Below are 23,542 nucleotides of genomic sequence, written 5' to 3'. Positions count from 1 at the left end.
TTGGCCAGCAGGAAGCCTGTGAAACCCGAGTCTCCGCCACCGGCCCCCGCACCCTCGCCCTCGGTGGGCGCGGCAGCCGAGCGACTGGAGACGCTCGCCCTGCGCTGCCCCGCGGACAGCAGCGGCCGCGAGGTGCTGGCCTGGATCGCCGAGGACGCCCGCGCCGGCGGGCGGGCCCTGGCCGGTGTCAGCCTGCTGGACGCCTATCCGCCCGAGGCGCTGGTGCCGGACGCGCCGCCCCGGCACAGCGGGCTGATCGCCACCCTGGGCACCCTGCGGGACGTGGCCGTCTTCGTGCCGATCGTGCTGACCTGGCTGTCGCTGTGGTTCGCGTTCGAGGACTTCATGGACGCGCCGCGGGGCACCAACTTCGTCCAGCTGTGGGCCGAGGGCTTCGGTGGCACGGCGGTGTTCATCGTGGTGCTGCTGATCAGTGGGGTCGTCCTGGTGACCCTGTGGCTGCAGCGCCTGGAATGGGCCGCGGAACGCGACGCCTCGCGGGCCGCGCTGCGGCAGGAGGTCGCCGGGCAGCTGGCCGTCGTCACCATGGAGCTGGCCAGGCACGCCGTCCTGGAGGCGGCGGCCGTCCCGGCGGGCCAACTCGTCGGCATCGCCCGGGACATCACCAGGAGCACGGCCGAGCTCTCCCGCACCATGACGCACAGCGCCGACCGGATGGCGGAGATCTTCGCTCCGGGCCCGGAGGGCAGGTTCGTCGCCGCGCTCGACCAGTGGACGCGGTCGGCGGGCGAGCTGAGGGAGATGGGCCGGTCCCTGACCGTGCCGCACGAACTGCTCCGGGACTTCGCCCGGATGCGCGACGAGCTGCGCGCCGACGAGGAGGCGACGCGGCAGTCCCTGAGCCGCCTGCTGACCGAGCTGCGCAAGGCGGCGGGCAGCTCCCAGGAGGCCAACCGCGTGCACGCCACCGTCGCGGACGAGGTCTCCGAGACCACCCGCAAGGTCGGCGAGGCGATGCGGCTGTTCGTCGACAACAGCCAGCGGCTGTACGCCTACATGGAGGAGCTGGAGCGCGTCCTGGCGCTGCTCGAGACCGGCCGTACGGGCGGCGTCCCGGTCGGCGCGGCCATGACGAACTCCGACGGGTACGCCGACGGTTACGCGGGCGCGGACGGATACGGCGGTCCCCCCGGGGACGGCCAGGGCAACCACGACGGCCGGCCGGCGACCGGCGGCCCAGGCGGCCACCCGGGTCCCCCGCCCGGGACGGGGCCGGCCGCCCCGGACGCCGGAGGGATCGCGCCGCCGCGCCGGCCCAGTGACGACTGGTACGGCGAGGGGCCGAGGTGAACCGGCACCTCCGTCGCCCCGGCCCCGGTATCGCCCCGCGCCATCTGGCGGGCTGGCTCTTCGCGGACCTGTTCCTGGTGCTGTTCGTCGTCGCGCTCGGCATGGTCGTCTCGGACGGTCCGGGCCGGCCGGTGGCCGACGCGTCACGGAAGCCGTCGCCGTCGGGGACCGCCTCGCCCTCCCCGTCACGCACCGAGAAGGGCCCCACCGGACTGGACCCGAAGCGGCACGTGTTCGGCGTCCGGCTGTCCGGCGGCGCGACCGGGCGGGCGGCGGGCGACGGCTCCCTGAGCGCGGCCGACCGGCAGAGGATCGTCGCCGCTCTGGACAAGGAGGTGCGCCGCAGCGGCAAGGGACGGCGCATCGGCATGGTCATCACGTTCGGCGTCGGCCCCCAGGCCATGCTCGGCGCGGCGACCGACCTCGCCGAGGACGTCAACCGCACCCTCAAGTCGCGCCGCCCGAACGCCTTCTGCGGCGGCAACGTGGGCACCCGGCCGTTCTGGTCGGGAGGGCAGCCGGACCGCGTGGAGATCGAGGTGTACTACATCAACGCCTGCGAGGCCGAACGGTAGGCGGGCGACTGCCAAGAGGAGGACCAGGATGACCGAACCCGACGGCCGCAGCAACCCGGACCAGCCCGAGCCGGGCAGCGTCCGCTACGACGAGCAGGGCAGGGTGGAGTTCTACGACGGCACCGAGTGGAAGCCGTACGGAGCCGTCACCGATGCCGACGAGCCCCCGGTGTTCAGAGACGAGATCACGGCCGCCTTCGAAGCCGAGGTGCCCGGTCCGGCGGAGCCGCGGTGAGCCTGACCGAGGGGCAGCCGCCCGGCCCGGACCCGGCCGAGCCCGCCGCCGCGGTGTCCGCCGCCCAGGCGGCCGTGGCCGACATGCGGGCCACGGCACGATGGATCATCGCCGCCTTCGCCGCCACCGGTTCGGTGCTGCTCGGCGGACTGCCCCTCGCGGGCATCGGCAAGGTGGAGGGCGGCCCGGACACGGCGCTGGCCACGGGCGGGCTGGCCATGGCGGTGCTCGGCGTGGCCTGGGCCATCTGGCACACCAGCGAGGCCCTCACCCCGAGGCTGACCACCTTGCGCGTGCTGACCGACCCCACCCCGCGCGAGGCGCGCGCCCTGAAGGACCTGCACGCCGACCTGACGGCCGCTCCCCGGGCGTTCTACGGCCCCTTCGGCACCACGCCGGGCGAGCTGGACGCGGCCTGCCGGCTGCATGCCACGGTCGCGGCGCGCCTGGAGGAACTGCTCGTCCACGAGACCGACGACACCCGCCGGGCGGAGGCCACGCACCGGCTGGGCCTCGCCCGTGCCAACGCGGAGCAGGCGCTGCGCCGGCGCCGGGCCCTGCTGGAGCTCGCCCACGCCTGGCAGGTGCGCGGGGCGCTGCGCCGGGCTCGGCTGCACACCGTGGCCGGGGCGTTCGCGGTCGTCGCCGGAGCGGTGGTGTTCCTGCTGGCGACGACCTCGTGACGGCCTCAGACCACCGCGGCCATCTCGGTCTGCAGATCCGTCGCCTTGCGCAGCGGACCGCGCATGACGACGACGAACATGGCGAACGCCGCCCCCACACCGGCGCAGGCGAGCGCGGTGGCGAGCGCGCCGCGACGCCGGCCATCGCCACCGTCGCGTAGGGCACGGCTAGCGGGGCGTCGGGAGTACAAGGACGCTGACGTACCGTCGGCTCAGTCGGCCCGGTGGGGTGCGAGGCGAGGGATCTCGATGGCCGGGCAGCGGTCCATCACCATCTCCACACCCGCGGCCCGGGTCCGGTCGTACGCGGCCTCGTCGACGACGCCGAGCTGGAACCACACGGCCGCGGCGCCCTTGGCGACCGCCTCGTCGGCGACCGGTCCGGCCAGGTCGCTGTTGACGAAGACATCGACGACGTCCACGTCGAAGGGGATGTCCGCGAGGGAGGCGTAGCCCCGCTCGCCGTGCACCGTCTCGGCCTTGGGGTGCACCGGCACGACCCGCTTGCCGAAGCGCTGCAGCACCTCCGCGACGCCGTACGCCGCGCGCCGCCGGTTCGACGACAGGCCGACCACGGCCCAGGTGTCGCCCAGCTCGGTGAGAATCCTGCGGACGGTTGCGTCGTCGCCGTACATCCGGCGCCTCCTCGATCTGTGGAACGGACCCGGGCCCGCGAACAAGTCCCGGCCGGCTGTCTCGGCAACACCCGGCTGTCCCCTCGACAACGGACGACGGCGCACGGTGATTCCCCCGGCACGATTCCCTGGGCACGCGGACGCCGGACGCGCGCTCCCGGTGCGCCGGGGGCCCGGCCCGCCTAGGCTCACCCCGTGCTGCGCATCATCGACGCCCGGACCGGTGAGCCGGTTCCCGCCGCCCCCGCCCGTCGCGGCCCCACCCGCGTGGAGGCGCACGCGCAGGGCCGCGACGCCACCGGCCTGCGCGTGCTGCTCGTCGCCGACCTCCTCGTCCGCGCCCTGGAACTCGGCGGCACCCCCGTGTGGGCGCTGCTGACCGACGCCGAGGAGCGGGCGGAACTGCGGGCGGACGCCGCCGCCCTCGGCATCCGGCCCTTCGAGGACGGCCGAGACGCCGGCGCCGGACCGGGCAGGGCCCAGACCGTCCGTGTCGTACGCGAGGGTGGCGCGGCCACGGACGGGGCAACGGTCACCGTCGCGGCGGTCGAGCCGGCGGAACCGGATGGCATGGAGTCCGCCGGCCCAGACGCCCTGCGCATGGCCCTGCTCGCGCGGCGCCGGAACGTGCCGGTGCGGCTCGACGCGGCCGTGCTCGGCGACGCCCGTGCCGCCCTGCTGCGCCGGCGCCGGGCGGTCGCGGACTGGGCGCGGCAGCCCTCGCGCCCCGTCCCCGACAAGGTCCGCGACCGGCTCCGGGCCGCCTGGGAGGACGACCTCGACACCCCCGGTGTCCTGCGGATCCTGGACGAGGTGGCGAGCGATCCGGACCTCCCGGACGGTGCCCGTTTCGAGATCCACGCCTACGCCGACCGGTTCCTCGGGCTCGATCTCACCCGCGACCTGGGATCCTCCGCATGATCGCGCGTCCCGGGGCCGGACCGCTGCGCCGCCTGGTCGTCCTGCGGCACGCCAAGTCGGCCCGCCCCGCCGGTGTCGCCGACCACGACCGTCCCCTCGCCGGGCGCGGCCGGCGCGACGCCCCGGCCGCCGGGCGGGCGCTCGCCGAGGCCGACTGCCTGCCGGACCTCGCCCTGTGCTCCACCGCCGTGCGCGCCCGCCGGACCTGGGAGCTGGCCTCCGCCCAGTGGGGCACCCCGCCGCCGGTGCGCCACGACCCGCGGCTGTACGCCGCGGACGTGCCCGGACTGCTGGCAGTGGTGCGCGAGGTGCCGGCCGAGGTCGAGACGCTGCTGCTGATCGGGCACAACCCCGGCCTGGAGGACCTGGTCCTGACCCTGGCCGGCGACGACCTGGACCACGCGCTGGACCGGCTCCGGGTGAAGTTCCCCACGTCGGCGATCGCCGTACTGGCCTGGCACGGCGCCGCCTGGCGGGACCTCGCCCCGGGCGCGGCCCTGCTCACGGCGATGACGGTGCCGAGGGGCGCGAAAGGGTGAGCGCATAGGCTGGCCGGATGCAGGACGAGTACCGCACGGTCGCCCGCGCGGGCGTGCACGAAACCGAGATCAACCGCTCGCGCTTCCTGTGCGCCCTGGCCCCGGCGGCCACCGAGCAGGAGGCCCAGCAGTTCATCGCGGCCGTGCGCAAGGAGCACGCCGACGCCACCCACAACTGCTGGGCGTACGTCATCGGCGCCGACGCCGCCGTCCAGAAGGCCAGCGACGACGGCGAGCCCGGCGGCACGGCCGGCGTCCCCATGCTCCAGATGCTGCTGCGCCGCGACATGCGGTACGTCGTCGCCGTCGTCACCCGCTACTACGGGGGCGTGAAGCTCGGCGCCGGCGGACTCATCCGCGCCTACGGCGGAGCGGTCGGCGAGGCGTTGGACACCCTCGGCACGCTCACCCGCCGCCGGTTCCGGCTGGCCACGGTCACGGTCGACCACCAGCGGGCCGGCAAGCTCCAGAACGACCTGCGGGCGACCGGGCGCACCGTGCGTGACGTGCGGTACGCCGAGGCCGTCACCATCGAGATCGGCCTGCCGGACGCCGACGTGGACGCCTTCCGCGCGTGGCTCGCCGACACCACAGCGGGGACGGCCGGGTTCGAGCTGGGCGGAGAGGCGTACGGGGACGCCTGACAGCGGCCGGTGCCTAGAGGACCGCGATGCCGAGCGGGCGCCGCCCGACCGGCAGGCGCGTCACCTCACCCGTGCCGACGTCGACGACGCTCAGGCCGTTCCAGTAGCCGTCGCGGGTGAAGCCGCCGGAGACGTAGGCGGTGTCGCCGTCGGCCGACAGGGCCACGTCCTCGTGCGGACCGTCGAGGGGGACGACGCGTTCGCGGCCGTCGGGGGTGCGGACGGTCAGGGACGGCCCGTCGTCCTCGGACGGGTCGATCGGGCCGGTACCGACCGCGAAGAGGGTGCCGTCCTCGCCCGCCGTCACACCGTGCTGGTGGGTGTTCGCGGTCATGCGCTCGATGCGCACCCGGCCGGTGCCCGGGTCGACCACCGCGAGACGCTCGCCCTCGAAGGGCAGCAGCAGGGCGCCGTCGGACGGGCGTACGGCGGTGTAGTGCGGCTTGAGCCAGGAGCCGAGGCCGCCCTCGGTGCCGTACGGGGCGACCTCGATGCGGCGGGTCGTCCAGTCGCCGGTGTCGACGACGGTGATGTCGAAGGAGTCGTGGTTCGTGGCGTAGACGTGCCGGCCGTCGCGGGAGACGTCGACGTCGAAGGGGCGGCGGCCCACCGGCACGGTCGCCGTCACCTTCCGCCGCCCGGTGTCGATGACCTCCAGTGTGCCGCGCCCGCCGGGGACGTTCACGCCGACGTAGACCCGCCCGCCGTCCGGGGAGAGCACGATGCCCATGCCGCCGCCGCGGTACTCGCCGGTGGTCACGGGGCCCGTGTCCGTCGTGTACGGGATCAGCGCGGTGCGCTCGCGGGTGCGGGTGTCCACCGCGGCGACGCCCTGCGCGGTCGCCACCCATGCCGTGCCGTCGTCGCCGAGCGCGATCCCGTACGGCGCGGTGCCGACCCGCACCGATCCCAGGTCCGCCGCCGCGCCCCGCCGGGACGGATCGACGAAGGTGACCGTGTCCGCTCCGAAGTCGGTGACCAGCAGGGTGCCTTCGGGCGTGCGAGCCGGGGCGGATCCCGATGGCGTGGATGCGGGCGGGGCCGACGCCGGTGGTGCCGATGCGGACGGTGCGTCCTGCCCGCCGTCGCCGGGCGCGCACCCGGTGAGCATCGCCACGGCGGCCAGTGCGGCGAGCGCGCCCGTGGCGGTGTGCCTGATCATCGCTGCCCGTCCTTCCCGCCGACTCCGGCCACCCGCTCCTCGGCCCGCCGCAGCATGTCCGCCATCTCGCGGAAGCCGAGGCGTTCGGCGTGGGTGCGGGCCGTGACGCCGTCCCCGTCCGGCAGCAGCGGGTCGGCGCCCGCCGCGAGCAGGGCCTCCACCACCTCCTGGTAGGGACGGGTGCCGTCCCCGAGGAGCACCGCCTCCAGCAGCGCCGTCCAGCCCAGCCGGTTGACGTGGTCGACGTCCATGTCCGTCTCGGCGAGCACGGCCCGTACGTACGGCACGTGGGCGCGCTCGGCGGCCGGGATCACCGACACACCGCCGAAGCGGTTGGTCAGCGTCACGTCGGGACCGCCGGGCAGCAGGGCCCGCATCATCGGCACGCTGCCCGTGACACCGGTGACCAGCCACGCGCTGTCCTCGCGGGAGTCCTGCGCGTTCACGTCGGCGCCCGCCGCGACCAGCAGTTCGGCGACCGCGACGTGGCCGGCCAGGGCGGCCCGCAGCACCGGCGTGCGGCCGACCGCGTCGCGTGCCTCCGGGTCTGCGCCCGCGGCCAGCGCTTCGCGTGCGGCGGCGACGTCGCCGCGACGGGCGGCGGTCAGCAGGGCGATGTCATGGGGGGATGGTGACTTTTCGCTCATGGCAGGATTCCTTCGCAGGGGAGCGGACAACAGGACCGCACCGAGGCGCGCGCTCACTCCGCGATGCTCGGCGGGCATCAGCTTCCGTCGCCCAGCGCCGCGACTCCGGCCCGGGCGAACTTCTCGTCCAGGTCGCCGGAGGGGGCGCCGGCGACGCCGACGCCCGCGACCGGCGCGTCGTCGTGGGCGACCGGGGCGCCGCCGCCGAGGAACAGCGTGCCCGGGATGTCCTTCAGGTTCGGGGCGTTCTCCAGGCGCTTGGCCAGCTCGGAGGTGGGGGCGTTCCAGGAGACCGCGGTGAACGCCTTCTTCACGGCCGACTCGTACGACTGAGGGCCGGCGCCGTCGCCGCGCAGGGTGACCAGGGTGTTGCCGTCGCGGTCCACCACCGCCACGCTCACCCGCTGCCCCTCCTTCTCGGCGGCGTCCAGCGCGGCCCGGGCGGCGTCGGTGGCCGCCTCGACCGTGAGGTGGGTGCTGGTGGTCACGGCCTCGGACCGCACCGCGACCGGGGCGGCCGCAGGGGCGGCGGACGTGGTGTCGGCGGTGGCCGAGAACGCGCCGAACGCCCCGGCGCCGACCGCCGCGACGCCCGCGGTGGCCGCTATGGCCTTGGTGCGGGCGGAGAACTTCTTGGCCCTGTGCTGCATGGCAGGCAACTCCCTGTCGTATCGCGTCGTCGACGCGCTGCGCTTCTTGCGCCGTGCCCCCAGCCTCCGCCCGCCGAGGGCGCGCACCGGTCGGCGCACCGGCTGGTACGGGCGGGCGGAACGGCTGACGGCCCTGTCATCCGATCGGCTGACCCGCGGGACCGGATCGAGGCCGGTCTGCTCGCCGACGAGATCGATCTCGGGATCGCCTTCGAGGGGCCCCGCGCCGCCGGCATCACCGCCCAGGCCCTGTTCACCGAGCACCTGAGCCTGGTGGTGACGGCCCATGGCGGGGACCCCGAGGCAGAGAGGCCCCTGCCCGTGGCGCGGCTCGCCGAGCAGCGGCTCGCGCTCCTCAGCAACGACATCGTCACCCGCGGCCACATCGACGGCTGCTTCGCCGAGCACCACGTCAGCCCGCCCATCGCCGTGGAGGCCAACTCCATCCAGGCCCTCACCGAGATCGTGCAGCGCACCCCCTCGCCGGCCACGGTGCTGCCCGACGCCGTCACCGACGACCACCCCCACCTCCGGCCCGTCGCCCTCGATCCGCCGCTGCCCGCGCGCAGGGTGACCCTGCTGCGCCGGGACAGCGCGTACCACAGCGCGGCGGCCCGCGCCTTCGCGGAGCCGGCGGCCGGGGCTACGCACCGGCCCGGGCGCGCCGCGGCGGCCGGCTTCCGGCGGGCCCCGCGGCCGCCCGGCGGTCGATGGCACACTGAGGCCCGTGGGGGAGCAGGTACCGGCAGGCGTTAGCGTGGTCGGTGCCCACAGTGCGGACCCGACCGGTCCGGCACGGGGTTCCGGAAGTGGAGTGAGGGGAAGCATGCGGGTCGGAGCGGCGCCTTGAGGATTCTGCACACCTCCGACTGGCACCTCGGCCGGGCCTTCCACCGGGTGAACATGCTCGACGCCCAGTCCGCGTTCATCGACCACCTGGAGACGGCCGTGCGCGACCACGGCGTCGACGCCGTGGTCGTCTCGGGAGACGTGTACGACCGGGCGGTGCCGCCGCTCGCCGCGGTCGAGCTGTTCGACGACGCCCTGCACCGGCTGGCCGGCCTCGGCGTGCCGACGCTGATGATCTCCGGCAACCACGACTCGGCCCGCCGCCTGGGCGTGGGCGCCGGGCTCATCGGCCGCGCCGGCATCCACCTGCGCACCGACCCCGCCGGGTGCGGGACCCCCGTACTGCTGCCGGACACGCACGGGGAGGTCGCCTTCTACGGGCTCCCCTACCTCGAACCGGCCCTCGTCAAGGCCGAGTTCGGGGTCGACAAGGCCGGTCACGAGGCCGTGCTCGCCGCCGCCATGGACCGGGTCCGCGCCGACCTCGCCGCCCGCGCGCCGGGCACCCGGTCCGTCGTCCTCGCGCACGCCTTCGTCACCGGCGGCGAGCCCAGCGACAGCGAGCGGGACATCACCGTCGGCGGAGTGGCCGCCGTGCCCTCCGGCGTCTTCGACGGCGTCGACTACGTGGCGCTCGGGCACCTGCACGGCTGCCAGACCATCACCGACCGGATCCGCTACTCCGGCTCCCCGCTGCCGTACTCCTTCTCGGAGGCCGGCCACCGCAAGAGCATGTGGCTCGTCGACCTCGGCGCGGACGGCTCCGTCGCCGCCGAGCGCGTCGACTGCCCGGTGCCGCGGCCGCTGGCCCGCCTGCGCGGCACCCTGGAGGACCTGCTCGCCGACCCGGAGCTCGCCCGGTACGAGGAGGCCTGGGTCGAGGCGACCCTGACCGACCCCGTCCGCCCCGCCGAACCCATGGCCCGCCTCACCGAGCGCTTCCCGCACACCCTGAGCCTCGTCTTCGACCCGGAGCGCGCCCCCGACGACCCGGCCGTGTCCTACGCCCGCCGTCTCGCGGGCCGTGACGACCAGCAGATCGCCGAGGACTTCGTGGCGCACGTGCGCGGAGCGGGCCCCGACGACCGGGAGCGGGCCGTGCTGCGGGACGCGTTCGACGCGGTGCGCGCGGACGAGACGGTGCGGGAGGTGGCCCGGTGAGGCTGCACCGCTTGGACATCACCGCCTTCGGGCCCTTCGCCGGATCGCAGAGCGTCGACTTCGACCACCTGTCGGCGGCCGGGCTGTTCCTGCTGCACGGCCCCACCGGCGCCGGCAAGACCTCCGTCCTCGATGCCGTGTGCTACGCCCTGTACGGCTCGGTGCCGGGCGCCCGCCAGGCCGGACAGGGCATCACCCTGCGCAGCGACCACGCCGAGCCCGGCACCCGCACCGAGGTGCGCCTGGAACTCACCGTCGCCGGCCGGCGACTGGAGGTCACCCGGCAGCCGCCGTGGGAACGCCCGAAGCGGCGCGGCAAGGGCATGACCGTCGACAAGGCCCAGACCTGGCTGCGCGAGTACGACGCGGTGGCCGGGGACTGGAAGGACCTCAGCCGCTCCCACCAGGAGATCGGCGAGGAGATCACCCAGCTGCTCGGCATGAGCCGCGAGCAGTTCTGCCAGGTCGTCCTGCTGCCCCAGGGCGACTTCGCGCGCTTCCTGCGCGCCGACGCCGAGGCACGCGGCAAACTGCTCGGCCGGCTGTTCGACACCCGTCGCTTCGCCGAGGTCGAGAAGCGCCTCGCCGAGCGGCGCCGCACGACCGAGGCCCGGGTGCGCGAGGGCGACGCCGCGCTGCTGGCCAACGCCCACCGCATGCAGCAGGCCGCCGGCGACGCCATGGAACTGCCGGAACTGGCCCCGGGCGATCCCGGCCTCGCCGAGGCGGTCCTCGGCGCCGCCGCCGTCGCCCGCAGCACGGCCGCCGAACAGCTGGCCGTCGCCGACTGCCGGCTCACCGCCGCCGAGTCCGCCCAGACCGCCGCCGAGCACGCCCTGGCCGGCGTACGCGAACAGGACCGGTTGCAGCGGCGGTTCGCCGAGGCGCGGGAGCGGGCCGAGCGGCTGGCGGAACGGGCCGGCGCGCACCGCGCGGCCGAGGAGCGCATGGCCCGCGCCCGCAAGGCCGAGACCGTGGCCCCCGCACTGGACCTGCGGGACGCCGCCGACGCCGAACACCGACGCACCGCCGACGCGGAGGCGCAGGCCCGCGCCCTGCTGCCGGACGCCTTCACGGACGCCGGCGCGGCCGGGCTGGCCGCCGCCGCGCGCCGGACCGCCGAGGAACTCGGCGGACTGGAGTCGGCCCGCCGGGCCGAACAGCGCCTCACGGACCTGCTCGCGGAGCGCGCCGGCCTGGACCGCCAGGAGCGCGCCGACGAGGACGTCCTGCACGAGGCGGAGAGCTGGCTCGCCGACTGGGAGACGACCCGCGCCGCTCTCCAGGCCCGCGTCGACTCCGCGCAGGAGGCCACGACCCGCGCCGAACAGCTCGCCGTCCAGCGCGAGCCCGCGCGGCGCCGGCTGGCGGCCGCCCGGCAGCGGGACCGGCTCGCCGCCGACACCGCCGACGCACGCCGGCAGGAGCTGGCCACCGCAGAACGCGCCGTCGAGGCCCGCGCCCGCTGGCTCGACCTCAAGGAACAGCGCCTGAACGGCATCGCCGCCGAACTCGCCGCGAACCTCACCGACGGCGAGCCCTGCGCCGTCTGCGGCGCCACCGAGCACCCCGCCCCCGCCCGCAGGACCGCCGGGCACGTCGACCGCGAGGCGGAGGAACGGGCCCTCGCCGCCTCCCGGCGGGCCGACGAGCAGCGCGCCGAGGCCGAACGGCGCCACGCCTCCGTACGCGAGGCGCTGGCCGCCGCCACCGCCGAGGCTGGGGGCACCCCCACCGACCGGCTGGCCGAGGAGGCCGAGGAGCTGGAGCGGCTGTACGCACGGGCGCGGGCGGAAGCCTCCGGGCTGCACGCCGCCCAGGAGGAGCTGCGCCGGGCGGAGCGGGAGCGCGAGCGGCGGATCGCCGCCCAGCAGGAGGCCGCCGTACGGGCCGCCTCCCGGGTGGCGAACCGGGAACGGCTGGAGCGCGAACGGGCCGCGCTGGAGCAGGAGCTGGCGCACGCCCGGGGCACCGCCGGCAGCGTGGCCGCGCGGGCCGCCCAGCTGGAGCGGCTGGCCGCGGACCTGACCCGGGCCGCCGAGGCGGCCCGCGCCGCCGAGGACACCGCCCAGCGCCTCAAGGAGGCCGACGCCCGCCTCGCCGACGCCGCCTTCCGCGCCGGTTTCGACACCCCGCACGACGCGGCGGCCGCGCTCCTCGACGACGCCGCCCACCGCGAACTGCAACGGCGGCTGGACGCCTGGCAGACCGAGGAGGCCGCGGTCCGCGCGGTACTCGCCGAGGCCGACACCGCTGCCGCCGCCCGGCAGCCGGCCGCCGACGTCGCCGCCGCGGAACAAGCGGCAGCCGACGCCGGCCGCCGGCTGCGCGAGGCGTCCTCCGCCCGCGACGCCGCCGCCCGGCGCTGCGCCGAGCTCGGCGTCCTGTCCGCCCGCGCCACGGACTCGGTACGCCGGCTGGCCCCGCTGCGCGAGGAGTACGAGCGCGTCGCCCGCCTCGCCGCCCTCGCCGCGGGCACCTCCGCGGACAACGAACGCAGGATGCGCCTGGAGTCGTACGTGCTCGCGGCCCGCCTGGAACAGGTCGCCGCCGCCGCGACCGTACGACTGCAGAAGATGTCCTCCGGCCGCTACACCCTCGTCCACTCCGACGACCGCACCGGACGCGGCCGCAGCGGCCTCGGGCTGCACGTCGTCGACGCCTGGACCGGCCGCGAGCGCGACACGGCGACGCTGTCCGGCGGCGAGACCTTCTTCGCCTCGCTCGCCCTCGCGCTCGGCCTCGCCGACGTGGTCACCGACGAGGCCGGCGGGGTGCGACTGGACACCCTCTTCATCGACGAGGGCTTCGGCAGCCTCGACGACCAGACCCTCGACGAGGTCCTCGACGTGCTCGACTCGCTGCGCGAACGGGACCGCAGCGTCGGCATCGTCAGCCACGTCGCCGACCTGCGGCGGCGGATCCACGCCCAACTGGAGGTCGTCAAGGGGCGGTCGGGGTCGGTGCTGCGGCAGCGGGGCGTGGGCTGAGACGCCTCAGCGGCCCACGGGGCGGCGGGGGAGCGGCGAGGAGTAGACGACGCTCGTCGTGACCGAACCCAGCGCGCCGATCCGGCCCGACACCTCCTCCAGGTGCCGCATCGAACGGGCCGCGACCTTGATCACGAAGCAGTCGTCGCCCGTCACGTGGTGCGCCTCCAGGATCTCGGGCGTGGCGGCGACCAGGTCGTGGAACGGCTTGTAGTTGCCGTTCGGATAGCGCAGCCGCACGAAGGCGAGGATCGGCATCCCGAGCCGGTCGGGGTCCACGACCGCCGCGTACCCCTGGATGATTCCCGCCTCCTCCATGCGGCGCACCCGCTCGGTCACCGCGCTCGCGGACATGGAGACGGCACGGGCCAGCTCGGCGAAACTGGCCCGCCCGTCGCGCTGGAGGACATCGAGGATGCGCCAGTCGGTGGCGTCCGGGGAATACGTGGTCATCCCGGATGGATAGCAGGGCGATCCCCGGCGGATCAAGAGTCGCGCCGGGGATCCTCCCTTCTGGGAGCCGCTCGCCGACCGTAGATTTCCGCTCAGGAGATCCACTCGGGAGATCCACCGAGGAAAGGCCGGACCATGAGTGCCACCACCGTCAATCCCGTGCTCCGCGTCGCTCCCGCGTCCCCGGCCGAGGCCGCCGCGTACTTCCGGGCGAGCCTCGCCTTCCACGCCGACGTCTCCGACGTCGCCGCCGCGCTCACGGTCGGCGGCGATCCCGGGTTCGTCCTCGTGGACTCCCGCTCCACCGAGTCCTGGGACCAGGGACACGTCCCCGGCGCGGTCCACCTGCCGACCGCGCTCGTCCCCGAACAGGCCGAGCGGCTTCTCGACCGGTCCGTGCCGGTCGTGACGTACTGCTGGGGCCCCGGCTGCAACGGCGGCACCCGCGCGGCCCTCGCCCTCGCCGAACTCGGCTACCAGGTCAAGGAGATGCTCGGCGGGTTCGAGTACTGGGTGCGCGAGGGCTTTGCGTACGAGACCTGGCAGGGCCGCGAGCAGCGCGCCGCCGATCCCCTGACCGCGCCCGTGGACGCGGCCGACTGCGGCTGCTGAGGGGCGCGCAGGCTCTGCCGCAAGGGCCGGCCGGCGGCGACGGCCACGAGGCCGTCGCCGCGCGCTTCCCCGCCGGGCGGTCCGGGGGCGGATTCAGGGCGACGAGCCGGTGTCAGAGCCGGGACAGCTCGTCCACCAGGTCGTCCAGGCCCAGCGACCCCTGGGAGAGGGCCGCCATGTGCCACGCCTTCGCGTCGAAGGCGTCGCCGTGCCGCCTGCGGGCGTTCTCCCGGCCCAGCAGCCAGGCCCGCTCGCCGAGCTTGTAGCCGATCGCCTGGCCCGGGATCGTCAGATACCGGGTCAGCTCGCTCTCCACGAAGTCCGCCGGACGGCTGCTGTGGGCGCCGAAGAACTCCTGCGCCAGCTCGGGCGTCCAGCACTCGCCCGGGTGGAACGGCGAGTCGGCCGGGATCTCCAGCTCCAGGTGCATGCCGATGTCGACGATGACGCGGACGGCCCGCATCATCTGCGCGTCCAGGTAGCCGAGCCGCTGCTCCGCGTCCGTGAGGAAGCCCAGCTCGTCCATCAGCCGCTCCGCGTACAGCGCCCAGCCCTCGGCGTTGGCGCTGACCATGCCGACGGACGCCTGGTAGCGGGAGAGGTCCTGAGCCACGTGCGCCCACTGCGCGAGCTGGAGGTGATGGCCCGGGACGCCCTCGTGGTACCAGGTGGACACCAGGTCGTAGACCGGGAAGCGGGTCAGGCCCATCGTCGGCAGCCACGTGCGGCCCGGGCGCGAGAAGTCCTCCGACGGAGGCGTGTAGTACGGCGCCGCCGCGCTGCCGGGCGGGGCGATGCGCGACTCCACCTTCCGCACCCGCTCGGCGAGTTCGAAGTGGGTGCCGTCCAGCGCCTCGATCGCCTGGTCCATCAGGCCCTGGAGCCACTCGCGGACCTCCTCGACGCCCTCGATGTGCCGGCCGTGCTCGTCCAGGTGCGCCAGCGCCACCCACGGCGTCTCGGCGCCGGGCAGGATCTTCTCCGCCTCCTTCTTCATCTCGGCGAGCAGACGGTGGTACTCGGCCCAGCCGTACGCGTACGCCTCGTCCAGATCCAGGTCGGTGCCGTTGTAGTAGCGCGACCAGCGGGCGTAGCGCTCCCGGCCCACCGTGTCCGGGGCGTCCTCGACGGCCGGTGCGTACACGTCGCGCATCCAGTCCCGCATCTCCACCACGGCCGCGGTCGCGCCCCGCGCGGCCTCGTCCAGCTCGGCGCGCAGCGCCTCGGGGCCGGCGGAGGCGAAGTCCTCGAACCAGCCGCGGCCCTCACCCGTGTCCGCCCACTCGCCGAGTTGGTCGACGAACGTGGCGGTCGGCCGCGGACCCGCGTACAGCTTGCGCTCCAGGCCCCGCGCCAGGGACTCGCGGTAGCCCGCGAGCGCGGCCGGCACCGCGCGCAGCCGCTCGGCGATCCGCGCCCAGTCCTCGTCGGTCCCGGCCGGCGTCACCGTGAAGACCTCGCGCACCGCGTGCGCGGGCGTGCCCATGTTGCCGACCGAGCGCAGGCCCTCCTCGGCCTCGTGCACGGCGAGTTCGGCGGTGAGCCGTTCGCGCAGCAGCCGGGCGCAGCGCCGTTCGACGTCGCTGTCCCCGCCGGGCCGGCGCTCGGCCTCGTCGAGCCGTGCCAGCGTGGTCCGCGCCAGCTCGGCCAGGGCCTCCTGTCCCGCGGGCGAGAAGTCGGGCAGACGGCTGGAGCACTCGGCGACGCCGAGGTACGTACCGGTGACCGGATCGAGGGCGACGAGCTCGTCGACATAGGCGTCGGCGACCTCTCGGGGCAGGGGGCTCTTGGTCTCTGACATGCGGACATCCTCATACGGATACCGGTGCCCCGTCAGCCCGCTGTGCCGGGACGTGTGCGGCCGCGGCCGGATTTCGCTCAGGGCGTGGCCCCCGGCGCCGCGGGCGGCAGCAGCGGCCCGCACTCCCACTGCTGGAAGATCAGCCGCGTCTCGACGCGGGCCACCTCGCGCCTGGCCGTGAACTCGTCCAGGACCAGCCGCTGCAGGTCCGCCATGTCCGCGACCGCGACATGGACGAGGTAGTCGTCCGGGCCGGTGAGGTGGAAGACCGTGCGTGACTCCGGCAACGCCCGGATCCGCTCCACGAACGGTCCGACCAGCTCCCGCCGGTGCGGCCGGACCTGCACCGACAGCAGCGCCTGCAGCCCCCGCCCCAGCTTGGCCGGGTCCAGTTCGAGACGGTGGCCGAGGATCACCCCGGCCCGCCGCAGCCGCGCCACCCGGTCCAGGCAGGTCGACGGGGCCACCCCGACCTGGGCGGCGAGATCGCGGTAGGTGGTCCGGGCGTCGTTCTGCAACAGCCGCAGCAGATGGAGATCCACCGGATCCAGTACGACAGATTCGGCCATGAGCCGAACGTAACACGGCCCGTGGCCCCGGCGGGCCGGTCGCTGTTCACTCTTCCGCCATGGACTCTGCGCGCATGCCCACGTCACCACCCGACGACGTACGCACCACCGCACCCAGGAGCAGGGCACTGGCCACCGAGGCCGTGCACGCCGGCCGCGACGACCTCGCCCGCCAGGGACTGCACGCCCCGCCCATCGACCTGTCCACCACCTACCCGTCCTACGACAGCCGCGGCGAGGCCGCCCGCATCGACGCCTTCGCCGCCACCGGCGCCGACCCGGACGGCCCGCCCGTCTACGGGCGCCTCGGCAACCCCACCGTCGCCCGTTTCGAGACCGCTCTCGCCCGGCTGGAGGGCACCGAGGCGGCGGTCGCGTTCGCCAGCGGCATGGCCGCGCTCAGTGCCGTCCTCCTCGTCCGGGGCTCGATGGGGCTGCGGCACGTGGTCGCCGTACGTCCCCTGTACGGATGCAGTGACCACCTGCTGACCGCAGGACTGCTCGGCTCGGAGGTGACCTGGACCGACCCGGCCGGCATCGCGGACGCGCTGCGCCCGGACACCGGCCTGGTCATGGTGGAGTCCCCGGCCAACCCCACCCTGGCCGAACTCGACCTTCCGGCCGTCGCCCACGCCTGCGGTTCCGTACCGCTGCTCGCGGACAACACCTTCGCCACGCCCGTCCTCCAGCGCCCCGCCGAACAGGGCGCCCGGCTGGTGCTGCACAGCGCCACCAAGTACCTCGGCGGACACGGGGACGTGATGGCCGGGGTGGTGGCCTGCGACGAGGAGTTCGCGGGGCGGCTGAGGCAGGTCCGGTTCGCCACGGGAGGCGTGCTGCATCCGCTGGCCGGCTATCTGCTGCTGCGCGGCCTCGCGACCCTGCCCGTGCGGGTGCGGGCCGCGTCCGCGACCGCCGCCGAGCTGGCCCGGCGCCTCGCCGCCGACCCGCGGGTCGCCCGCGTCCACTACCCGCGCATCGGCGGCGCGATGGTCTCCTTCGAGGTGCACGGCGACCCGCACGAGGTCATCGGCCGCGTCCGCCTGATCACCCCGGCCGTCAGCCTCGGCAGCGTCGACACGCTCATCCAGCACCCGGCGTCCATCAGCCACCGCATCGTGGACGCCGACGACCGCCGCGGCGCCGGCGTGAGCGACCGGCTGCTGCGGCTGTCGGTCGGGCTGGAGGACGCCGAGGACCTGTGGGCCGACCTGGACGGGGCGCTGGGGGAGCGGGCGGAGGCGATACCGCTGCGCGAGGCGCTGGCACGGACGGAGTGACGGCGCCCGGCGCCGCCGCCCGTCCTACTCCTTGCCGATCCGCTCCCCGTGCCGCGGCCGGGTCGCCGCCCGGGCCGCCGCGTCCAGGCGGGCGGTGATCACCAGGGTCCCCTCCTCGATCTGGTAGTCGAGGGGGAGGCCCAGTCCGCGCATCGCGGCGACCATGCCGGTGTTGGACGCCTGGGTCACGGCGTACACGCTCTCGCAGCCCGTCTCCGCGGCCATCGCCACGAGCCGGCCGAGGAGTTCGGCGCCGATGCCCCGGCGCTGCCAGGCGTCCTCGACGAGCAGCGCGACCTCCGTCTCGTCCCCGTCCCACAGCAGGTGGCCGAGCCCGACGATCCGCCCCGACGCGGTCTGCACGGCGAGGGTGCGGCCGAAGCGCGGGCTGAGCAGGTGGTTCAGATAGCGGTCCGCGTCGCCGACCGGACCGTGGTACCGCATCCCGAGCGTGCGCGCCGAGCAGCGCTCGTGCATCTCCTTCGCCGCCCGCAGGTCACCGGTGTCGGCCCGGCGGACGGTGATGTCGCTGCCCTCGGGGAGGGTCAGCACGTCCCGGCCGCGCGGGATGCGCGGACCGAGCCGGGCGTCCAGCTCGACCAGCGCCCGGGCCCGGGCGAACTCGGCCGGGGTGAACGGCAGATACGGCCGCTCCACGCTGATCACCCCGCCCTCCGGCGCGCGCAGCCGCAGCACGGTGTCGTCGAGCGCGCCCTCCGGCGGCACCCCCTCCGTCTCGGCTCCGCCGGCGGACGCGGGCAGCGACCGGATGGTGCACCGGCCCAGCAACTGCCGCAGCGCCAGCGGCAGCTCCGCCGCGTCCTGGGCCGTACGGGCCGCCAGCCCGAGGATCCGGGTCGGCGCGTCCACCAGGTCGTGGGCGTCGGCCCGCTCGACCCAGGTGTCCGTGCCGCCCGCCGCCGACACCACCCGGGTCAGCTCGGACCCCGCCAGCTCGCCCGGGGCACGCAGCAGGAACTCGTCCACCGTGCCCTCGGCCAGCGGATGCGTCTGCAGGCTCAGGATGTCCACCCGCCGGCCGGCGAGGGCCGTGCACAGCGCGGCCAGCGACCCCGGCGCGTCCCGGACCGTCGTCCGCATCCGCCACAGCGCGCTCTCCCCGGGGGCGGCTCCCGGCGCCGCCGGGACGGGGTCGGACGGCCCGGCCTGCCGCTCGGCGGACGGCGGCCGGGCGCCGGTATCGTCCGTCGGCGGGGCGTGTCCGTGGCGCCGTGACCACCAGGTGTGGAAGCCCGCCGTGGCGATCAGGGCGACCGCCGAGACGACCAGCAGCGCGGGCCCGTCCGGACCGTGCCCGACCAGGTTCGCCACCGCGTCCGCCACCGCGACCGCGGTGAACAGGGCGGAGAGTTCGATCACGTCCCGTCGCCAGTGGTGCACGGGGCGGCCGTGCCGTGCGCGCGTCACATCAGACATTTCTCGACTCATGCAGCCACTGTGAAGGAACGGTGTTGCGTGATCACGAACGCCTTGTGACCGATGGGTAAAGAGGCTTCTGGGCAGATTCCTGCCTCTTCTCCCCCGTGTGTCACCCACCTCTCCCCGTGTGTCACTCACCCGGCGTGTCGCTACGCGGCGGCCGTCCCGTCCGTCAGTGCGCTGCGCAGCCGGCGGGCCTGTGCCACCAGCCGGGACGAGCCGCGCCGGTCCGCCGCCCGTGCCAGGTGCGGCAGTTCGCCCCGGGCGCCCGACCGCTCGGCGCACTCCGCGGCCACGGCCAGCAGGTCCCCGAGTCCGCGGGCCGAGGGCACGGTCCCGTCCGTGGCGAGATCGGCGAGCAGGACGGGCAGGGTGTGGCGCAGCACGCCCCAGATGGTGGCGTTCGCGCCCGTCGCCGCGGCCGTCCGCAGCGACTCGGCGAGCCGTACCGGCTTCACCGCCCCGTGGCGCGCCAACTGCCCGAGGTCCGCGCCCAGCAGCCCCGGATCGAGCCGGCCGCGCGCCGCCAGCACCAGCAGGGCGTCCACCGCGGCGAGCCGGTCCTGCGCGTGCCGCGCCCCGAGCCCGTAGGCCACGCACAGGTGCACGGCCCCGCCGGCCTCGCCGTCCGCCTCGGCCAGGCGCGGCAGCGCCGCGGCGGCACCCCGGTCGTCGTCGACGGCCACCGTGGACACGTCCCGCAGGATCCGCGCGGCCACCAGCTCCGGGAGTTCCGGCAGCAGGGCCGGCCAGTGCCCGCGTACGTCCGCGTTCCAGTGACGGCAGTACCAGCGGTCCCGGAAGACGCTCACCGGGCCGCCCAGCGGCTTCAGGGGCGCCGGGAGGCCGTCCCGCAGTCCGGGCAGCTCGTCGAGCTCGATCAGGACGCGCGGACCCGAGGTCCGCCGGGACGCCGGCCGGGCGGGCCCCTCGGCGGTCAGCCACCGGGCGAGCCGTGTCCCCTCCTCCGTGCCGAGCGCCGCCGCGCGCCGTGCCGCTGTCACGGCCGCCGCCCGGTCCCCGCGCCGGACCCGCAGCAGCGCGTGGCCGAAATCGACGGCCGCGACCCGCGCGCCGAGGCGCCGGTAGGCGTCCAGGCGGTCCACCAGCTCGTCGGGTTCGAGCAGACCCGTGCTCCAGGTGGGTGTGGAGAGCAGGAACGGCAGCGGTTCGGTGCGGATGCGGTGGGCCACCTCCCACAGGCGGGCCTCGACGGCCCGGGCGAGTGCGTCGTGGACGCAGCCGCCGTCCGGCGCGGTGCCCTGCGGGGCCGGCTCCAGGGCCGAGGTGATCACCTTCCCGCGCAGCGTCGCCAGGAGCAGGTCGAGGGAGCTCGCCGGATCGAGCAGGTGGTGGTACCGGCCGAACCAGTCGGTCGCGCGGAGGTCGTGGCGTACTGAGGGGTCACCCCACCAGCGGCGCGCGATCAACGGTTCGAGCGTATCCAGCAGAGCGTCCCGGTCCCGGTGCACGTGCCGGACCAGCCCGTCCAGCGTGCGCTCGAAGGCGGCCACGTCAGCGCCGGACGCCATCAACGCGTTCACCTCCTCGGCGAGTTCGGCAGCCGAACCGGGCGCGGGCGCCAGGCGCACCGGCTCCGGTGCGGGCGGCAGCAGCTCCTCGTACACCACGGGCTCCGGCTCCGGTACCCCGGCGCCCAGGCTCCCTGCCGCGCGGACGCGCAGTGCCGGGATCAACTCACCCGCCGCCTCGGCCAGTTCGTCCCGCACCTCGGGGGCGGTGACCTTGCCGATATGGCGTTCCACCAGCTTCAGCGCCCGCTCCTGCACGTCGGAGTCCTCGTGCGCGAAGGCCCGGGCGACGGCCGGCAGCAACTCGCCGGCCACGGACGCCTCCCGGGTGAGCACCTTGCCCACCAGGACGAGCTGGGCGCGCACCAGCTTCTTCTCCGGCCGGAACAGCACCCCCTCGGTCGTCTCGGCCAGCAGGCGCGGCGTCAGCTCGCCGTCCAGCGCCAGGGCGCCCAGCACCGACTGGGCGTGGGAGGCCACCACCGACACGGCGTCCGAGGCGAGCGCCGCCCAGTCGGCCGTACGCTGCCGCTGCTCGTCACGGGTGAGCGCCAGATCCCGCAGCAGGTCCAGGAACACCCGGTGATCCGCGGCGGAGCCGCCCCGCAGCAGCCGGGCCACGCACGCGTCGACCGTCGCCCTCCGGTCGAGCGTGCCCTCGGCGGTCAGCTCCGCCAGGGCCTTCGTCCAGCTGTGCGGTCCGTCGCCGGACAGCCACCTCAGCTGGGAGCCGATGTCGTCGATCTCGAAGAACGCGGGGACGAGCTGCGCGAGGTGCGGGTCCCGGCGGAGCCGGTCGCACAGCGTGCCGCCCCGCGGCCGGCTCTGGCTGATGTGGGTCATCCAGCCCCGTACGTACGCCTCCGTGGTCGGGACCGGGCAACCGGCGAGCCGTACGAGACCGGCCATCAGCTCGTACGGCACGTTGGAGCCGACCGGGCGACGGGCGAGCCGGTGAACGACGTCGGCGAGCCAGTCGGGGTCCCGGTCGCCCAGGACATCGATCAGCACCGCCGGCGCCGCCTGCGACCAGCGCATGTCCGTCCCCGAGAGCCAGCTCGCCACGGCCGCCGCGCCGGTCTGGCAGGCGGCACCGGCCGCGTGCAGGGCGGGGTGGGCGCGGCGGGACTCCGCGGACCAGGACGAAGCCGTCCTCAGCTCCTTGCGGAGCGCCTTCAACGCCGGGAAGTGCGCGCGCCGTTCGGCGTCGGTCATGCCGTCGAGCAGCCGCACCACCTCGTCCGTCCGCCCGGCACGCACCGCCTCCACCACCACACTCGTCGTAGCCGTAGCCGTAGCCGTAGCCGTAGCCGTAGCCGTAGCCGTAGCCGCAGCGGCAGCCGTAGCCGCACCAGTACCCGTCATCGCGCACCCCCGTCGAAGCGAACCGTCCCCTGTGCCTCAGCACTGCCGCGCCGCACCATCCGCACCGCCAGCGCGTGCTTGCACGGCCCGCGCCCGCCCCGGTACTTGGCCCACCACAGACAGCTGCACGTGAGCACCCCGGCCTCGTCCCGCACCCGGTGCACATGACCGTCCTCGGCCGTCACCGTCGCGATCGCGCCGTCCAGGGCGACCGCACCGGCGGACACCAGCGTCCGGGCCGAGCGCAGCCGCGGGTTGTGGCGCTCCACGCGCTCGGCGTCGTACGGCAGCTCCCGGTGGAAGTAGGCCGCCTCCGCCGTGTCGTACCCGACGCGTCCCGACGTGCCCAGCCGGACCAGGGCCGCGCGCACCCGCTCCGCGCTCAGGCCCGAGGCCGCGGCCAGGTCGGCGACGTCGATCCGGGGCTCCCACGCCAGGAGGACCGAGAGGAGCTCCGCGTCCGCGGCGGCCTCGTCGGTGGCGAGCGCGTCGAGGACACCGCCCTCGCCGGAGAAGCCGCGTGCGGCGTCGGGCGAGAGGGTCAGGGTGAGCCGCATGCCCGGCAGGACCACCTCCCATGCGGAGGACGTGGCGGCGGCGCCCTGCGTGACCGCCGGGCCGTACACCCGCAGGGACGTCGCGTGCCGCAGCACCCGCTGGAGCGCGGCCAGCCGCTCCGGGCCGGGCAGGCACACGGCGCCGGGCACCGCACGGGTCGTCGGCCGCAGCGTGCGCCCCGACGGCACCACCCATCGGGGGGCGACCGCGCCGCCGCGGCCGCCGCCGCGGGGGAGGGAACGCAGGAACCGCACCGCCTCGCCGGCGTCCAGCTCGGCACGCAGGTCGAAGCCCGCCGCGATGACCTGGGCCTCCGCGAAGCCACGCAGCCATCGGTCCGGCAGCGGCACCTTCTTCTCCACCACCGGGCCGTCCAGCGTGGTCACGGCCAGCTCCTCCGGACCGACCCGCAGATGCAGCGGGTCGTCGGCGCCGATCCGGGACAGGGCCTCGCGCAGCGGGTTGTTGACGTCGACGTTCGTCGTGCCGTGCCCCACCTCGCCGCCGTCGAGGCCCGCCTGCAGCACGTCCAGGCGCGCGTACACCCCGCCGCAGCCGGAGAACGACTCGAAGCGCAGCCGGTCGCCGTTGCCCGTCACCACCGGGTCCAACGAGGCGCGCAGCTGGGGCTGGTAGTACCGCGCGGCGGCCACGTCGGCCACCGCGAGCAGCCCCGCGGACGCCGGACGCGGCGACGTCAGGAAGCCCGCGAAGAACCTCGGGTGGTCCACGGCGCCGGCGGGAGTCGCTCCGTGTGAGGTCTCCAGCCCCAGGCGCCGTCCGTCCGCCGAGGACTCCAGCACGGAGGGTCGTCGATAGGCCACGGCCTGCAAAGATCGCGTCATGCGAAAAACCGTAGGGCCGACCACTGACAATCGGCTCCGACCTGCGGAAACGGCGCCGGACGAGGGGAAGTTGGGGCCGAAGGCC

22 protein-coding genes are annotated in these 23,542 nt (G+C 75.4%); 12 read left to right on the top strand and 10 right to left on the bottom strand.

Translation table 11 applies throughout. The features are described from left to right. Positions 1-63: 63 nt before the first annotated feature. Genes H0H10_RS20350 through H0H10_RS20335 form a run of 4 tightly spaced genes read left to right on the top strand, consistent with a single transcriptional unit; the run spans position 64 to position 2,804 of the window. Positions 64-1,311 (top strand): hypothetical protein, encoded by a 1,248-nt coding sequence (locus H0H10_RS20350; RefSeq protein ID WP_188182439.1) that lies wholly within the window; start codon positions 64-66, stop codon positions 1,309-1,311. After that, entirely contained in the window at positions 1,308-1,886 is a 579-nt protein-coding gene (locus H0H10_RS20345) for a hypothetical protein (protein ID WP_188182438.1), read from the top strand. The genes H0H10_RS20350 and H0H10_RS20345 overlap by 4 nt, the downstream gene beginning before the upstream one ends. 28 nt (positions 1,887-1,914) lie before the next feature. Continuing rightward, positions 1,915-2,121 (top strand): hypothetical protein, encoded by a 207-nt coding sequence (locus tag H0H10_RS20340; protein WP_188182437.1) that lies wholly within the window; start codon positions 1,915-1,917, stop codon positions 2,119-2,121. After that, complete coding sequence (locus H0H10_RS20335) at positions 2,118-2,804, top strand: hypothetical protein (RefSeq protein ID WP_188182436.1); 687 nt, start codon at positions 2,118-2,120, stop codon at positions 2,802-2,804. Before H0H10_RS20340 ends, H0H10_RS20335 begins: the two co-directional genes overlap by 4 nt. 212 nt (positions 2,805-3,016) lie before the next feature. Here H0H10_RS20335 and H0H10_RS20325 read toward each other — a convergent pair whose 3' ends face one another. Continuing rightward, the gene (locus H0H10_RS20325) at positions 3,017-3,439 is read right to left on the bottom strand and encodes a CoA-binding protein (RefSeq protein WP_188182435.1); all 423 of its coding nucleotides are present in this window, start codon (positions 3,437-3,439) and stop codon (positions 3,017-3,019) included. A 195-nt stretch (positions 3,440-3,634) separates the two neighbouring features. Here H0H10_RS20325 and H0H10_RS20320 point away from each other — a divergent pair, with 195 nt between their 5' ends. The 3 genes from H0H10_RS20320 to H0H10_RS20310 are packed head-to-tail and all read left to right on the top strand — an operon-like array spanning position 3,635 to position 5,543. Next, positions 3,635-4,360 (top strand): hypothetical protein, encoded by a 726-nt coding sequence (locus tag H0H10_RS20320; protein ID WP_188182434.1) that lies wholly within the window; start codon positions 3,635-3,637, stop codon positions 4,358-4,360. Further along, the gene (locus tag H0H10_RS20315) at positions 4,357-4,899 is read left to right on the top strand and encodes a SixA phosphatase family protein (protein ID WP_188182433.1); all 543 of its coding nucleotides are present in this window, start codon (positions 4,357-4,359) and stop codon (positions 4,897-4,899) included. The genes H0H10_RS20320 and H0H10_RS20315 overlap by 4 nt, the downstream gene beginning before the upstream one ends. A 17-nt stretch (positions 4,900-4,916) precedes the next feature. Beyond that, on the top strand, positions 4,917-5,543 hold the full coding sequence (locus tag H0H10_RS20310) for a YigZ family protein (protein WP_188182432.1): 627 nt from the start codon (positions 4,917-4,919) through the stop codon (positions 5,541-5,543). A 13-nt stretch (positions 5,544-5,556) separates the two neighbouring features. Here the strand turns inward: H0H10_RS20310 and H0H10_RS20305 are convergent, their stop codons facing one another. The 3 genes from H0H10_RS20305 to H0H10_RS20295 form a co-directional block, all read right to left on the bottom strand. Beyond that, the gene (locus H0H10_RS20305; protein WP_188182431.1) at positions 5,557-6,705 is read right to left on the bottom strand and encodes a YncE family protein; all 1,149 of its coding nucleotides are present in this window, start codon (positions 6,703-6,705) and stop codon (positions 5,557-5,559) included. Continuing rightward, positions 6,702-7,352 (bottom strand): ankyrin repeat domain-containing protein, encoded by a 651-nt coding sequence (locus tag H0H10_RS20300; protein ID WP_188182430.1) that lies wholly within the window; start codon positions 7,350-7,352, stop codon positions 6,702-6,704. Before H0H10_RS20300 ends, H0H10_RS20305 begins: the two co-directional genes overlap by 4 nt. Before the next feature lie 77 nt (positions 7,353-7,429). Next, the gene (locus H0H10_RS20295; protein WP_188182429.1) at positions 7,430-8,002 is read right to left on the bottom strand and encodes a GlcG/HbpS family heme-binding protein; all 573 of its coding nucleotides are present in this window, start codon (positions 8,000-8,002) and stop codon (positions 7,430-7,432) included. Here H0H10_RS20295 and H0H10_RS20290 point away from each other — a divergent pair. The 3 genes from H0H10_RS20290 (at position 7,994) to H0H10_RS20280 (ending at position 13,002) form a co-directional block, all read left to right on the top strand. After that, positions 7,994-8,758 carry a LysR substrate-binding domain-containing protein gene (locus tag H0H10_RS20290; RefSeq protein WP_188182428.1) on the top strand — a complete coding sequence of 255 codons (765 nt, stop codon included), beginning with the start codon at positions 7,994-7,996 and terminating at the stop codon, positions 8,756-8,758. The genes H0H10_RS20295 and H0H10_RS20290 overlap by 9 nt on opposite strands. Positions 8,759-8,848: 90 nt before the next feature. Then, complete coding sequence (locus tag H0H10_RS20285; protein ID WP_188182427.1) at positions 8,849-10,012, top strand: exonuclease SbcCD subunit D; 1,164 nt, start codon at positions 8,849-8,851, stop codon at positions 10,010-10,012. Next, positions 10,009-13,002: an AAA family ATPase gene (locus tag H0H10_RS20280; protein WP_188182426.1), complete on the top strand. Its 2,994-nt coding sequence runs from the start codon at positions 10,009-10,011 to the stop codon at positions 13,000-13,002. Before H0H10_RS20285 ends, H0H10_RS20280 begins: the two co-directional genes overlap by 4 nt. A 6-nt stretch (positions 13,003-13,008) precedes the next feature. Here H0H10_RS20280 and H0H10_RS20275 read toward each other — a convergent pair whose 3' ends face one another. After that, complete coding sequence (locus tag H0H10_RS20275; protein ID WP_188182425.1) at positions 13,009-13,455, bottom strand: Lrp/AsnC family transcriptional regulator; 447 nt, start codon at positions 13,453-13,455, stop codon at positions 13,009-13,011. Positions 13,456-13,590: 135 nt separating this feature from the next. Between H0H10_RS20275 and H0H10_RS20270 the strand changes: the two genes are divergently transcribed. Further along, entirely contained in the window at positions 13,591-14,067 is a 477-nt protein-coding gene (locus H0H10_RS20270; RefSeq protein WP_188182424.1) for a rhodanese-like domain-containing protein, read from the top strand. 112 nt (positions 14,068-14,179) lie between these two features. On the opposite strand, the gene H0H10_RS20265 is transcribed toward H0H10_RS20270, so the two are convergent. Together H0H10_RS20265 and H0H10_RS20260 are read right to left on the bottom strand one after the other, a co-directional pair. Next, a complete protein-coding gene (locus H0H10_RS20265) occupies positions 14,180-15,868 on the bottom strand; it encodes a DUF885 domain-containing protein (RefSeq protein ID WP_188182423.1) in 1,689 nt (562 codons plus the stop codon). 77 nt (positions 15,869-15,945) lie between these two features. Then, complete coding sequence (locus H0H10_RS20260; RefSeq protein ID WP_188182422.1) at positions 15,946-16,437, bottom strand: Lrp/AsnC family transcriptional regulator; 492 nt, start codon at positions 16,435-16,437, stop codon at positions 15,946-15,948. 59 nt (positions 16,438-16,496) lie between these two features. Between H0H10_RS20260 and H0H10_RS20255 the strand changes: the two genes are divergently transcribed. Continuing rightward, positions 16,497-17,717 carry a trans-sulfuration enzyme family protein gene (locus H0H10_RS20255; protein ID WP_188182421.1) on the top strand — a complete coding sequence of 407 codons (1,221 nt, stop codon included), beginning with the start codon at positions 16,497-16,499 and terminating at the stop codon, positions 17,715-17,717. A 24-nt stretch (positions 17,718-17,741) separates the two neighbouring features. Here H0H10_RS20255 and H0H10_RS20250 read toward each other — a convergent pair whose 3' ends face one another. The 3 genes from H0H10_RS20250 to H0H10_RS20240 all read right to left on the bottom strand — a co-directional run bounded on the left by H0H10_RS20250 (position 17,742) and on the right by H0H10_RS20240 (position 23,457). Next, a complete protein-coding gene (locus H0H10_RS20250; protein ID WP_223180132.1) occupies positions 17,742-19,154 on the bottom strand; it encodes a GNAT family N-acetyltransferase in 1,413 nt (470 codons plus the stop codon). A 152-nt stretch (positions 19,155-19,306) separates the two neighbouring features. Then, positions 19,307-22,054: a DUF7824 domain-containing protein gene (locus H0H10_RS20245; RefSeq protein WP_223180131.1), complete on the bottom strand. Its 2,748-nt coding sequence runs from the start codon at positions 22,052-22,054 to the stop codon at positions 19,307-19,309. Further along, a complete protein-coding gene (locus H0H10_RS20240) occupies positions 22,051-23,457 on the bottom strand; it encodes an SWIM zinc finger family protein (RefSeq protein WP_188182419.1) in 1,407 nt (468 codons plus the stop codon). Before H0H10_RS20240 ends, H0H10_RS20245 begins: the two co-directional genes overlap by 4 nt. Positions 23,458-23,542 lie beyond the last annotated feature (85 nt).

It is taken from the genome of Streptomyces griseicoloratus (assembly GCF_014534645.1).
Classification (GTDB): Bacteria; Actinomycetota; Actinomycetes; order Streptomycetales; family Streptomycetaceae; genus Streptomyces; species Streptomyces griseicoloratus.
This window is presented reverse-complemented; position numbering and strand designations above follow the sequence as displayed.